At 69.0% G+C, this 12,211-nt stretch carries 9 protein-coding genes; 4 read left to right on the top strand and 5 right to left on the bottom strand.

The genetic code is table 11. The features are described from left to right. Window positions 1-102: 102 nt before the first annotated feature. Window positions 103-1,509: an MFS transporter gene (locus FBZ90_RS02090; RefSeq protein WP_246130096.1), complete on the top strand. Its 1,407-nt coding sequence runs from the start codon at window positions 103-105 to the stop codon at window positions 1,507-1,509. Here the strand turns inward: FBZ90_RS02090 and FBZ90_RS02085 are convergent. Next, on the bottom strand, window positions 1,494-2,435 hold the full coding sequence (locus FBZ90_RS02085; protein WP_145729364.1) for a Gfo/Idh/MocA family oxidoreductase: 942 nt from the start codon (window positions 2,433-2,435) through the stop codon (window positions 1,494-1,496). The two genes, FBZ90_RS02090 and FBZ90_RS02085, sit on opposite strands and share 16 nt — an antisense overlap. Before the next feature lie 176 nt (window positions 2,436-2,611). Here FBZ90_RS02085 and FBZ90_RS02080 point away from each other — a divergent pair, with 176 nt between their 5' ends. After that, the gene (locus tag FBZ90_RS02080) at window positions 2,612-3,361 is read left to right on the top strand and encodes an SDR family NAD(P)-dependent oxidoreductase (RefSeq protein WP_145729363.1); all 750 of its coding nucleotides are present in this window, start codon (window positions 2,612-2,614) and stop codon (window positions 3,359-3,361) included. Window positions 3,362-3,410: 49 nt separating this feature from the next. Here FBZ90_RS02080 and FBZ90_RS02075 read toward each other — a convergent pair whose 3' ends face one another. The 3 genes from FBZ90_RS02075 to FBZ90_RS02065 all read right to left on the bottom strand — a co-directional run bounded on the left by FBZ90_RS02075 (window position 3,411) and on the right by FBZ90_RS02065 (window position 8,027). Then, a complete protein-coding gene (locus tag FBZ90_RS02075) occupies window positions 3,411-4,082 on the bottom strand; it encodes a DUF3313 domain-containing protein (RefSeq protein ID WP_145729362.1) in 672 nt (223 codons plus the stop codon). Window positions 4,083-4,240: 158 nt separating this feature from the next. Further along, window positions 4,241-4,822, bottom strand: coding sequence for a TetR/AcrR family transcriptional regulator (locus tag FBZ90_RS02070; protein ID WP_145729361.1), 582 nt, complete (start codon window positions 4,820-4,822; stop codon window positions 4,241-4,243). Window positions 4,823-4,949: 127 nt separating this feature from the next. Then, window positions 4,950-8,027 (bottom strand): ATP-binding protein, encoded by a 3,078-nt coding sequence (locus FBZ90_RS02065; protein WP_186455559.1) that lies wholly within the window; start codon window positions 8,025-8,027, stop codon window positions 4,950-4,952. Between the two features lie 567 nt (window positions 8,028-8,594). Between FBZ90_RS02065 and FBZ90_RS02060 the strand changes: the two genes are divergently transcribed. Then, window positions 8,595-9,230, top strand: coding sequence for a YbhB/YbcL family Raf kinase inhibitor-like protein (locus tag FBZ90_RS02060; RefSeq protein WP_145729359.1), 636 nt, complete (start codon window positions 8,595-8,597; stop codon window positions 9,228-9,230). Between the two features lie 10 nt (window positions 9,231-9,240). Here FBZ90_RS02060 and FBZ90_RS02055 read toward each other — a convergent pair whose 3' ends face one another. Then, window positions 9,241-10,542 (bottom strand): MFS transporter, encoded by a 1,302-nt coding sequence (locus tag FBZ90_RS02055; protein WP_186455558.1) that lies wholly within the window; start codon window positions 10,540-10,542, stop codon window positions 9,241-9,243. Window positions 10,543-10,712: 170 nt separating this feature from the next. Between FBZ90_RS02055 and FBZ90_RS02050 the strand changes: the two genes are divergently transcribed. Continuing rightward, window positions 10,713-12,194, top strand: a complete 1,482-nt coding sequence (locus FBZ90_RS02050) for a FadR/GntR family transcriptional regulator (protein WP_145729357.1) — start codon at window positions 10,713-10,715, stop codon at window positions 12,192-12,194. Window positions 12,195-12,211: the final 17 nt, after the last annotated feature.

Genomic DNA, 12,211 nt, shown 5'->3' with positions numbered 1-12,211 from the left:
TGGCACGCCAGCGCTTTCGTCGTGCCTGTGCGGGACCAACTTCGACTATCCCAAAATGATCAAGGGAAGTGCCAGGCAGGGCACCCCGGCAGGGATAGGCCGATGACCGCAGACGTGATGGACGCCCCACCAGCAGCCCCCGCCGATGGGTTGCCCGACAGGCCCCGGTTCTGGGCCATGGCCGCCATCCTCACGGCCGTCGGCATGGCGACGCTGGACACCGCCATCGCCAACACCGCCCTGCCCACCATCGCCGCGGACCTCAAGACCACCGCCGCCGATTCGGTGTGGGTTGTGAATGCCTATCAACTCGCGGTGGCTGCCGCCGTGCTGCCGCTGGCCTCGCTGGGCGACCTGCTGGGACAGAAGCGGGTCTATCTGGCGGGCCTGATGCTGTTCGCCGTGTCGTCGCTGGCCTGCGGCCTGGCCCCGTCCCTGACGCTGCTGGAATTGGCGCGCGTGGTTCAGGGCCTGGGCGCCGCCGCGTTGATGAGCGTCAACATCGCCCTGATCCGGCACATCTACCCCAGCCGCATCATGGGCCGGGGCTTCGGACGCAATGCCCTGGCGGTCGCCATCTCCTTCGCCATCGGGCCCACCGTCACCTCGACCATCCTGTCGGTGGCGACATGGCATTGGCTGTTCCTGGTCAACGTGCCCTTCTGCCTGCTGGCCTTGGGCCTGGGCATCGTGACCCTGCCCACCATTCCCCCACTGGGCCACCGCTTCGACTGGATCGCCGCCGTGCTGACGGCGGGCCTGTTCTCCCTGCTGGTGCTGGCCATGGGGGAGGTGGCGCACGCGGCCGCCTGGCCCCGGGTGGCGGCCGAGGCGGCGGGGGCTGCCCTGTGTGGCATCCTGCTGCTACGGCGCCAGCGGGGGCATCCAGCACCCATGCTGGCCGTGGACCTGTTCCGTAACCGGGTCTTCGCCCTGTCCGCGCTGACGTCGGTCTGCACCTTCGTCGCCCAGGGGCTGGCCTTCGTCGCCCTGCCCTTCCTGTTCCAATCGGTCATGGGCCGGTCGGCGGTGGAAACCGGCCTGCTGATCACGCCCTGGTCGGTGGTGGTGGCGGTGATGGCGCCCATCGCCGGCAAGCTGTCCGACCGCTATCCCGCCGGCATCCTGGGCGGCCTGGGCCTCGCCATCCTCTGCCTGGGCATGGTGCTCACCGCGACGATGCCGGCCAATCCGTCCAGCCTGGACATCGCCTGGCGGCTGGGCGTCTGCGGCGCCGGCTTCGGCTTTTTCCAGTCGCCCAATCTAAAGGCCCTGATGAGCAGCGCCCCCCTGCACCGCAGCGGCGGGGCCAGCGGCATCGTCGCCACCGCGCGGTTGATGGGCCAGTCGACCGGCGCCGCCCTGACCGCCGCCTGTTTCGGCCTGCTGGCCAACCACGACCTGACCTATGGCGCCATCCTGGCGCTGTGGCTGGGCGCCTTCGCCGCCGGGGCGGCCAGCATCGCCAGCTTCCTGCGCTTGACGGTGAGGACTCAGGCCGCCGCCTGAATGTGGCGCACCACCGTCTCGCACAGGCGATGGGTTTCCAGCGCGTCGCGGGCGCTCAGGGTGCGGCCGGCGCGCAGCGCCGCCAGGAAATGCTCCACCGCCTGATGGATGCCGCGCTGGTCGGACACCGGCGTCCAATCGCCCCGGCGGGTGCTGATATGGGTGCCGGCCTCGGCGATGTGGATGTCCGCCATGTCGACGACGCGATGGCGCAGGGCCTGGCCATGGTGGTCCATGCCCGAAACCTCCAGCACCTCCTCATTCACGCCGGCGACGCGGTTCATGGTGCCGATGGCGGTGCAGGCGCTGGCGCCGTCGCCGCTCGCCCCCCCACCGCCAACCAGGGTCAGCACCACATGGTGCAGCAGCCCGTCCACCACCCGGGCGTCCACCCGCAGGTCGCGCGCCGGCACCGGCAGGAGGAAGCGCAGCGTATCCACCACATGGATGAAATCGTCGAACACCACGGTCCGCGGGGTGTCGGCCAGATCCACCCGGTGCTTTTGCATCAGCACCAGGTCGCGCGGCGCCGCCGCCAGGGCGGCATAGGCCGGGGCGTGGCGGCGATTGAAGCCGACCATCAGGCTGACGGCCCGCGCCTCCGCCAGGTTCACCAGCCGCTCCGCCGCGTCGGCCGTATCGGCCAAGGGCTTGTCGACATAGGTGGGGATGCCGGCCGTCAGCAAACGGGTGACCAGTTCCTCATGCGCGGCGGTCGCGGCATGGACGAACGCGGCGTCAAGACCATCGCGCAGCAGGTCGTCCAGGTTGGTATGGGCATGGGCGACGCGCCAGTCGGCGGCGATGGCCCGGACCTTGTCCGAGTCCCGCGACATCAGGGACAGTGTCAGGTCCCCCCGCGTGCCCAACACCGGCAAGTAGGCCTTACGGGCGATATCCCCCAGGCCAATCATCGCCACGCGCATCCCCGCCCCCGTCGCATTCCAACATTCCGGCCCCACCTTAGCGCCCGGTCCGGCGCAAAAACCAGCCATTGGCGGGTGCGATACCGCACGCAATTTAAAATCGAGGGTGAAATGTACAAGCGGGGGTTCGGGAACGGCGGCACCCTGCGCCTCGGTTCTTCCCGGAAACGATAGTCATGACAAAGAAATTGGCGGGCAAAGTGGCCCTGGTCACCGGTGGGTCGCGGGGCATCGGGGCCGCCACCGCGCGGGCCTTGGCCGGCCAGGGGGCGGACGTCGCGATCAGTTACCTGACCTCCTCGACGCTGGCCGACACCGTGGTGCGGGACGTGCAGTCCCGGGGTGGCCGCGCCGCCGCTTTCAAGGCCGATCAGGCCGACCCACAGCAGGTCGACGGGCTGGTTCGCATGGTGGCCGCCCAGTTCGGCCGCCTGGACATCCTGGTGAACAACGCCGGCATGTTCGCCACCGGCGACGTGGACGACCCCGATTGCGATATCGAGGCGCTGACCCGGCAATACGCCGTGAACCTGACCGGGGTGGTCGCCGCCATCCGTGCCGCCTCACGGGTATTGGCGGACGACGGCCGCATCATCACCGTGGGCGCCAGCGTGGCGTCCCGGGTGGGTTTCCCCAGCCTGGCCGACTACACCGCCGCCAAGGCGGCGGTGGCCGGCTATTGCAAAGGGGCCGCCCGTGACCTGGCGCGGCGCGGCATCACCGTGAACGTGGTGCAGCCCGGGTCCATCGACACCGACCTCAACCCCGCCATGGGCCCCTTCGCCACCGTGCAGACGGCGGAAAACGCCTTCGGCCGCTATGGCCGGCCGGAGGAAGTGGCCGCGGGCATCGTCTTCCTGGCCAGTCCCGACGCCTCCTTCATCACAGGCACGGTCTTGACCATAGACGGCGGTTACGGGGCGTGACCCCGGGCCGTGGCCTCCCCCGGCCGTCGCAGTAGCCCCCGTTGTCCAGTCAGGCCTCCGGCCTCAGCTGGTCCACCAGGGCGTCCGCCCCCTTGTCGATGCCGGTCTTCGCCGCCCCCAGCGACCCAAAGCTGGCGCCGATGTTCATGGCCCCGGGATATTGCTTGGTGATGTAGGCGGACAGCAACTTGCCGCTGGCGGCATCGTGGATTTCAACGGCGTAGACGACGGCGCCGCTGATCATGCCCTCGCGTCCCCGGATGGCCTGGACCCCGTTGTACAGCCCGCCGGCCAGATCGAAATGGCTGATGGGGCCGATGACGGCGGGCGTCGTTGTGGCGCCGGTCAGGGTCAGATGGATGCGCAAGGTGCCGGGCGCCGGGGTCCCGGTGATTTGAAACCGGGTGGCCAGCCGCTCCCGGAATTGGGCTTGCATATAGTCGGCCAACTCCACCTTGTCCTTTTCATCCATGTCCCCGAACTGGCTGTCGATGCCGTAATAGATCGCCACCGGGTCGATGATGACCCTGGTGTAGGTCCGCCAATCGACGGGTGTCGCATAGCGATAGGGGAAGCGGCCGGTTTCATCGGCCGGATCGGGCCGCAGATAGCGGGCCGAGGCGATATCGCGGTAAGGCGCCGGCTCTATGCCGCCGCAACCGGCCAAAAGGGCGCACGCCATCAGCGGCGGCAACAGCCGCCGGATCAACAGGTCGGACATTCATGTCTCCACAGGTCAAGGCCACGGGCGGGCCTGCGGCCCAGCCCGGGATGATGCCGGCGGCCGCCATCATCCCGCGGACGCCACCCTAGCGACCCACAAACAATCCGTCTAGTCGGTTTTTATAGGTGCGCCTGCCGCCCGGCGGGAAGCCCCTGTCAGCCGGCGGCCTTACACCCCTTCCAGCGCGCGCCGTCCTGCAGCAGATCGAACAGGCGGTCGCGTTCCCCTTGCGTCAACGGACACATCCCCATCAGGGCGGGGATGGCCAAGCCGCGCGCCGCCACCCAGCGCAGCAGGGCCATGTCCCGCATGTTCCCGTCCTGGGCCTCATCCTTCAGGGCCTGCAACTTGGGCTCACCCGCCGCCCTGATGATGGACAGCAAATGGGGGTCTTCCGCCATGGCGCCGACCAGCGCGTAGGCGACGGAGGTCGGGTCCGTCGACACCTCGCGCAGCACAGCGATCTGCGCCTGCAGATTGGCCTCGCCGCTGGCCGGGTCGATCTTGGTCAGGTGGGCCTGGGTCCTCTGGTCCGAATGGGCGACCTGGTGGTCCAGCAGGGCCTCCAGCACCGCCTGCTTGGTGCGGAACTGGTGCATCACCCCGCCCTTGCTGATACCGCTTTCCCGGGCGATGGCATCCAGGGTCAGTTTCCCCGCGCCATCACGCGCAATAACGGTCAGGGCCGCCTGGATCACAGCGGCGCGGGTGCGTTCTGAACGGGTGGCGTTATCCATGGGATCGCTCTTGAGGCTGAACGGATGTTCCAACCCCGGGCACCCAGGGTGGCGGGGATCCGCAATACCCTGGCAAGCGGAAAAAGGCAATCCGTCCGGTCTGTTTTCTTTTGCCGGGATGGGCCCCTCAGCAGGCGATGCCGGGAAAGGGCACCACCTCTCCATCCCATGGATCACTAAGGCCGGACGGGTGGACGTCCGCCGGCAGGACGCATGGGGCGGGCCGCGCCGGGGCCGCCCCATCCGATGCTCCACCAGCCCCTGGACAGGCCATGTCCTGGCCAACCATGTCCTGACTTAGGGATGCCACCAGGTCACGGGCGGCAATCAGGTCGGCGGTCTGGAAACCTTCTGTGAAGCGCCCCTGCACTTCCGTCAACAGCGCGTGGGCGTCGGCCGGCCGCCCCTGGCCGCGCCACAGCCGGCCCAGGCTGAGGGCCGCGCGCAATTCCCAGGACAGGGACCCCTGGCGTTGGGCCCAGGAGAGCGCATCCTGGAAATGGGCTTCGGCCGCATGGGCGGCGGCCTGCGGGCCATCAGGGCCGTCCTCGCGCAGCAGCAGTTCGCCCTTGATGCGCAGCAACTCCGGCATGACCCAGCGGATGCCTTGCGTTTCCGATCGGTCCAGGGCCCGGTCCACGGCCACAAGACCTTGGCGTCCCAGCCCAGCCTGGCCCAAGGCCTCAGCCCATTCACCCTGATAGCCGATAAGGCGCAGGCGGAAATTGAGAGCCTCCAGCTCCGCCAGCGCGGCCCCCATGCCGGCAAGGCCCGACGCCGTGTCGCCGCGAACCACCTGCAGGCGGTGCCTGAAATAGCGTGCCAACACCGCCCAAGGTCCCAGACCGTGCCGGGTACTTTGGTCCTGCAGCAGGCTGACATGGCGCTCCACCGCGGCCAGGTCGCCCACCAGGAAGGACACCTGGCATGCGGCGGTGGACAGGACATAGCCCAATGTCAGGGCATGGTCGATGCGCTGCGCCTCCTCCACCGCCATGGCCACCATGGCCGCGGCCTTGTCCGGATAACCCTGGATCCACAGGATGACCGACAGGGGCACGCAGGCGGCCACCCGCTGGTCGTACTGATAGCGGACCAGGTGGCCGCGATGGGCGGGCCGGACATAGCGGCGCAGCCCATCCTCGATATAGCGACGGCCGGCGGCATGATCGCCGATCAGATGAAGCGCGAAGCCGCGCATGCGGTCGGCCGCCATGAGGTCGACGGGATCGGCGGAACGGACCGCCACGGCCCGGAAGCGGTCCGAAATCTCCAGCGCCTGGGCGTAATGTCCCTCGTTGAAGGTCTCCACATACAGCCCCCACAAGACCCGCAACTGGTAATCGACGGCATCCAGCCGCCGCGCCAGCGTCAGCGCCTGGCCCAGGGCCGCCCGTATCTCCGGTGCCGGCCCTTTCGTGTAGATCAGCGACAGCCCCAGGGCCGACAATAGCCGCATGGCCGCTTCAGCCTCCGGGCCCGGCGGCGCGTCGGCCGGCGGCGGCGGCACCATTTCCAACGCCCGCCGCACCGCCTCGCGGCATTCGTTCATCAGGGACAATTGCATCCAAAGCGGCACGGCCGCGGCCGTCAGGGCGATGCCCAGGCACGTGTCGCCCTCCGGCCCGAAGGCCCAGATCAGGGCGGCACGCAGGTTGTCGATCTGGCGGCCATACACGTCCAGCCATTCCGCCGTGGGACGCTGGTCCCATTCCTGCTCCGCCCGCACCAGCAGGTCGCGGTGGCACTCCGCATGGCGCCGCAGCACCCGGGGAAGCTCGCCACTGGAAGACAGCTTCTCCATGGCATAAGCCCGGGTCATCTCCAGCAGCCTGTACTGGGGGCCGTTACCGCCCACGTCGGCGACCAGCAACGATTTGGCGACCAGGTTCGACAGCGCCACCAGTATGTCCGTGCGGGTCGACAGGGCGTCGCCCGCCACGATGACGGCGGATTCCATGCTGAACCCCCCCGCGAATACCGCCAGGCGGTGCAGGACCGACCGTTCCACCGGCGGCAGCAACTCATAGCTCCAGTCCAGTGTGGCGCGCAGGGTCTGATGCCGGGGCAGCGCGGTGCGCCGGCCCCGCACCAGCAGCGCGAACCGGTCGTGCAGGCGCTCGGCCAGGCCCCGCAGCCCGAACAGGTCCAGGCGGGCGGCCGCCAGCTCGATGGCCAGGGGGATGCCATCCAGGCCCCGGCAAATCTCGATCACCAGCGGCACCTCGGCATCGCCGAAGGTGAAGGTGCCGTCAGAGGCCGCGGCGCGCTCCACGAACAGGGCGACAGCGGAATAGGTCAAGGCCTGGGCCGCGTCCACCGCCGCCGTCACCGGCGGGGTTTCCAGCGAGGCCAGGCGCTGGACCCATTCACCTTCCGCCAGCAGCGGCTCGCGGCTGGTGGCAAGGATGTGGACACCCGGGGCGCCGCGCAGCACCGCCTCGGCCAACACCGCCGCCGTGCCCACAACATGCTCGCAATTATCCAGGATCAGCAGCATCTTCCGGTCCTGAAGGATGCCGCCCAGATCGGCGATGGACTCGACCGCAACCCCCAAAGCCCCCGCCAGGACACTGGCCGCCAGGGTGGCGTCCCCCAGCGCGGCATCGGTGACGGGGGCGAAGTCCACAAACCGCACCCCATCGGCATAGCGGGCCCCGATAGCCTCGGCCAGGGCCAGCGCCACCGTCGTCTTGCCAATACCGCCCGGACCGACCAGCGTGACGAAGCGGCGGGCTGGCAGCTGTTGGGACAGGGTCTGGATGAGGGATTCGCGACCCAGCACGCGGGTCAACCGGACCGGCGGGGTGTGACCGCCCGCGCCGGGGCCGGGCGAGGTCTGCGGCGGCGGCATCACCGCCGTTTCCACCTGGACCACGGGGGCGACGAAGCAGTACCCCCGCCCCGGCACGTTGGTGATGTAGCGGGCGCCGTCGCGCCCCTCCCCCAGGGCCTTGCGCAGGGCCGCGACATGAACCCGAAGATTGGCGTCGTCGACCAGGCTGTCGGGCCAGACACTGGCGACGAGGTCGTCCTTGGCCACCACCTCGCCCGCGCGGTCCGCCAGGAGGATCAGGATGTCCAGGGCCTTGCCGCCCAGACGCACGGGAGCTTCGCCAGCCAGCAGAAGCTTGCGGTCCGGCATGAGGCGGAAGGGCCCGAACGTGAGCAGCCGTTCGGAGCTTGAACCAACCGTATCGGTCATGCCGCGCCCCTCAAGATCCCACATCCCTTCCATACACGTCCCGCACACGTTCCTGTGTCCGGGGAAGCCTTCCATTACTCTGGCGCCCAAAATGCCGCCGGTGGTGACGCGACCGGCGTCGGGCCACGGCTGTACCTGCCGTCCGTCGCAAGTGCGACAAAGTGATGCTGGCGTACCACGCCGTAACGGGCAATCGTTCAAGAGGCAATACACCAACGAGACTGCGGAATTTAAAAATAGGTGTTGTTTTCGCCTATCGCCGCCGCAGCGATATCGCGCCCGTTACTGCGGGGCGGACACCTCACTGGGCAGGATGGCCCGGAATGCGAATTGAGATCACCCTCGGCCTGAGTCGCACGCCGTTTACGGAACGTCACCGGCCCATCGCCCCCGGCGAGGTCACCATGTCGCCGCCGGAACATGCCGCATGACACCGGTGGACGGCCCGATGGTGGGGGTCTCGGCCGTGACCATTGCGCATGGCTGGCCCAATTGACGCAGAAATTGAAAATGACTTGAGTTTCACGCGGGCTGTCGCGCCATAGTGCCGGGGTAAGAAGGAACCCTATGCAGATCACCAGCAACAGCTTTCGTGACGGCGGACGCCTGCCAGATGCCTGCGCCTTCGCAGTGCCGTCCGCCATCGGCCGGGTTCGGCCTGGCCCGAACCGCAATCCCCATGTGGCATGGAGCGACCCGCCGGTGGGAACACGATCCTTCGTGCTCACCATGCACAGTCCCGACGCCCCTCACCACTGGGCCGACGCCAACCGCGAGGGCAGGACGCTGTCACCCGAGTTGCCGCGCGTGCCCTTCTACCATTGGATTCTGATCGACCTGGCGCCCCGCGTCCGGGAAATCAAGGAGGGGCGCCATAGCGTCGGCATCACCAACCGGGGTAAGGCGGGGCCGCTGGCGCCGGACGGCGCGCGCCACGGCATGAACGATTTCACCATCCTGTTCCTGGAGGACCGGGCGCGAACGGGCGACTACTACGGCTATGATGGCCCCTGCCCGCCCTGGAACGACAGTATTTTCCACCGCTACATCTTCACCATTCACGCGCTGGACGTGTCCCGCCTGCCCGTCGTGGGCCCGATCAACGGCACGTCCACCCTGTTGGCCATGGCGGGGCACGTGCTGGGACGGGCCAGCATGGTCGGTGGCTATTCCCTGAACCCAGGGCTGCTGGGCGCGCCCTGACCTTGCCGGGTCAGGGACCCGGCGCTCCGCCGGCCAGGACCACGACCAGCTTGCCGCGCAGCGGATAGAGGGCGGCCAGGCTGATCAGGGCGGCGCCCGCCAGGTACAGCCCGACGTAAGGCAGGCCGCCAGACTGGGCCAGGGACTGCGCCAAGGCGGGCGCCACACCGCCCCCCAGGATGCCGCCCAGGTTGAAGGTCATGGAGGTCCCGGTGTAACGCACCCGCGCCGGGAACAAGCTGGGCAGCCAGGCCCCCAGGGGGCCATAGACGAAGCCCATGACCATCAGGGCGAGGCAGAGGAACAGGCCGACGAGGGACAGCGACCCGCTGCCCAGCATCGGGGCCAGCAGGAACCCGACAACCACCGTCATGACGCAACCGACCATCAGCACGCGGCGGGGGGAGGCGACATCCGCCCACCAGCCGGCGATGACGATGCCCAGGCCCAGGAACAGGATGGCCCCCAGTTGCACACCCAGGAAGGCGGTACGGCCATACCCCAAGGTGGTGGTGCCATAGCCCAGCGCGAAGGCGGTAGCGAGATAGAACAGGGCAAAGCAGACGATGGCGGCGAAGGTGCCCCCCACGGTCTGGCGCGGATAGCCGCGCACCACCTCGGCCAAGGGCACGGCGGGCGGCGGCGCCTCCTCCAGCGCCTTGGCGAAGGCCGGCGTCTCCGTCAGCTTCAAACGGACCCAGAGCCCCAGCAGTACCAGCACGGCACTGCCCAGGAAGGGCAACCGCCAGCCCCAGGCCTGGAACTGCGCCGGGGTCAGGAAGGCGCCCAGCAGCAGGAACAGCCCGTTGGCGGCGATGAAGCCCACCGGCGCGCCGATCTGCGGGAACATGCCGTAACGGGCCCGGTGGCTGGCCGGCGCGTTCTCCACCGCCAGCAGGACCGCCCCGCCCCATTCGCCCCCTAATCCGAAGCCCTGGCCGAACCGCAGCAGGCACAGCGCCAAGGGCGCCAGCCAGCCGATGCTGTCATAGGTGGGAAGGACGCCGATCAGCACCGTCGATCCGCCCATCAGCAACAGCGACGCCACCAGCGTGGACTTGCGGCCCACGCGGTCGCCGTAATGGCCGAAAACGATGGAGCCCAAGGGGCGGGCCAGGAAGGCGATGCCGAAGCTGCCATAAGCCGCCAGCAGCTGCGCCGATGGGGAGGCGGCGGGGAAGAACAGCGGCCCGAACACCAGCGAGGCGGCGGTGGCGTAGATGTAGAAGTCGTAGAATTCCACCGCCGTGCCCACGAGGCTGGCCAGCAGCACCCGGGTTGGCGACGCGCCCCGGCGTTCTTCCGTCGACATGATCCCCCCTGTTTCGTCCGGCATCCGCGACCCGGTATCGCCCGCGCGCGCCACAGGGGTCAAGCAGGGGGTGGCGCAAAAGCCGGCTGAATGCAGATTGACAACAGTTATTCTTTATAACAGTGTTTATTCAGTACGGTCCGCGAGAGATCGGCACGGGGAGAACGATATTGGGACAGCTGTACCCCCGCCCGGCGCAGCCGGCCACCAGCCCCATCCTGGCGCTCAACCCCGCCACGGATCGGACGGCGGCCTGGATGAAGACGGCCAACTATGCCCTGATCGCCACTGAAATGGAGGACGACGGCGGGCTTGGCGCCATCACCGCCGCCGCCATCGAGGACGCGCTGGTGGAACAGGACTGGCCGGTCAACGCCGTCTGCGGTCCGGAAAGCATGCTGGCGAGCAATTTCGGCGTCAGCGTGCGCCTGGTCCGCCAAGCCTTCCGCATATTGGAAATCCGGGGCGCCTGCCGCATGCGCCGGGGACCATCGGGCGGCCTGGTGGTGCAGAACCCCCAGCGCGCGGACGCCGCGCGGGCGCTGGCCAGCCACATGCGCTGGACCGGCGCCACCCCGGCGGAGGTCTGGGCGGCGCGACGCCTGATCGAGCCGATGGCCCTGCGCCGCGCGGCCATCAACCGCCGCCACCTGGACCTGCCCCTGGATACAGGCCGCCTGCCGCTGGGCAGCCTGGTGGGCAATCCCTGCTTCGCGCTGGCCCTGGACAGCCTGGAACAATTCCCCGGCGGCCTGTGCGAGACGGTCACGCCCTTGCGCCCTGATCTGCGCGCCGCGGTGGAGCGGGGCGAGGACGAGCGAGCGGCCTGCCTGGCGCTGGCGGACCTGGAGGCCCGCGAGGCCGACTATTTCCGCCTTCATGGCCCGGACTGGCCGCGGCAGGAACCGCGGCAGGCCGTCAACGGCAACGATCCACACCGCAACCTGGCCACCGCCGTGGCGCGGCGCATCGGCGCCGATGTCCGGTACGAGCGGTGCCGCGACCATGATCGCCTGGGGTCGCTGCCCGACCTGGCGCAGCGTTACGACGCCAGCCTGGCGGTGATGGTGGAGGCCGTGCGCATCCTGGAGGATCTGGGCGTGGTGGAAAGCCGGCGCGGCCGGGGCGGCGGCGTCGTGCTGTCCGTCCCCTCACCCGCCTGCATCATGCGCATGGTCCATGGCTTCCTGGCGGCGGCGCGGCTGGATCGTCTGCAGTGCGACGACTTCACGGACGCGCTGAACACCGTCGTTATCGAACAGGCGGCGACCCTGGGGGCCGGCGGCCACATGCGGGCCCTTGAATCGATCGCCCAGGGCATGGAACAGACGCCCAGCCGGCCGTCCAACCTGCTGCTGTACCTGGAGATGATGCGGGGCATCTACGACATCGTGGGCAACGGGGTGCTGCATACCCTGATCCGCTGCATCGCCGGTCATAAGACCCGCATCTATGCCCGTGACATCCGCGTGTCGCCGCGCCACGACCCGACACAGGACCTGATGCGGGCCGGCCAGATGATCATCCGCGGCGTGCTGACCGGCGACCCGGCCACCGCCCGCCAGGGCCAGGATATCACCGCCGCGACCTGCCGCCAGGTCCAGGCCGAAGTCACGGGGACGGGCACCCGGCGCATTGTGGGCTCTATTTAGCCCGCACCTCCCCTCCT

The organism is Nitrospirillum pindoramense (genome assembly GCF_007827955.1).
Lineage (GTDB): Bacteria > Pseudomonadota > Alphaproteobacteria > Azospirillales > Azospirillaceae > Nitrospirillum > Nitrospirillum amazonense_B.
The sequence above is the reverse complement of the archived record's forward strand: the minus strand, read 5'-3'. Positions and strand labels throughout refer to the sequence as shown.

What these genes read in the sequence shown, in the direction of transcription:
- FBZ90_RS02065 (WP_186455559.1), bottom strand. Translation starts at nt 8,027, where the DNA reads ATGACCGATACGGTTGGTTCAAGCTCCGAACGGCTGCTCACGTTCGGG.
- FBZ90_RS02060 (WP_145729359.1), top strand. Translation starts at nt 8,595, where the DNA reads ATGCAGATCACCAGCAACAGCTTTCGTGACGGCGGACGCCTGCCAGAT.
- FBZ90_RS02090 (WP_246130096.1), top strand. Translation starts at nt 103, where the DNA reads ATGACCGCAGACGTGATGGACGCCCCACCAGCAGCCCCCGCCGATGGG.
- FBZ90_RS02080 (WP_145729363.1), top strand. Translation starts at nt 2,612, where the DNA reads ATGACAAAGAAATTGGCGGGCAAAGTGGCCCTGGTCACCGGTGGGTCG.
- FBZ90_RS02070 (WP_145729361.1), bottom strand. Translation starts at nt 4,822, where the DNA reads ATGGATAACGCCACCCGTTCAGAACGCACCCGCGCCGCTGTGATCCAG.
- FBZ90_RS02085 (WP_145729364.1), bottom strand. Translation starts at nt 2,435, where the DNA reads ATGCGCGTGGCGATGATTGGCCTGGGGGATATCGCCCGTAAGGCCTAC.
- FBZ90_RS02055 (WP_186455558.1), bottom strand. Translation starts at nt 10,542, where the DNA reads ATGTCGACGGAAGAACGCCGGGGCGCGTCGCCAACCCGGGTGCTGCTG.
- FBZ90_RS02075 (WP_145729362.1), bottom strand. Translation starts at nt 4,082, where the DNA reads ATGTCCGACCTGTTGATCCGGCGGCTGTTGCCGCCGCTGATGGCGTGC.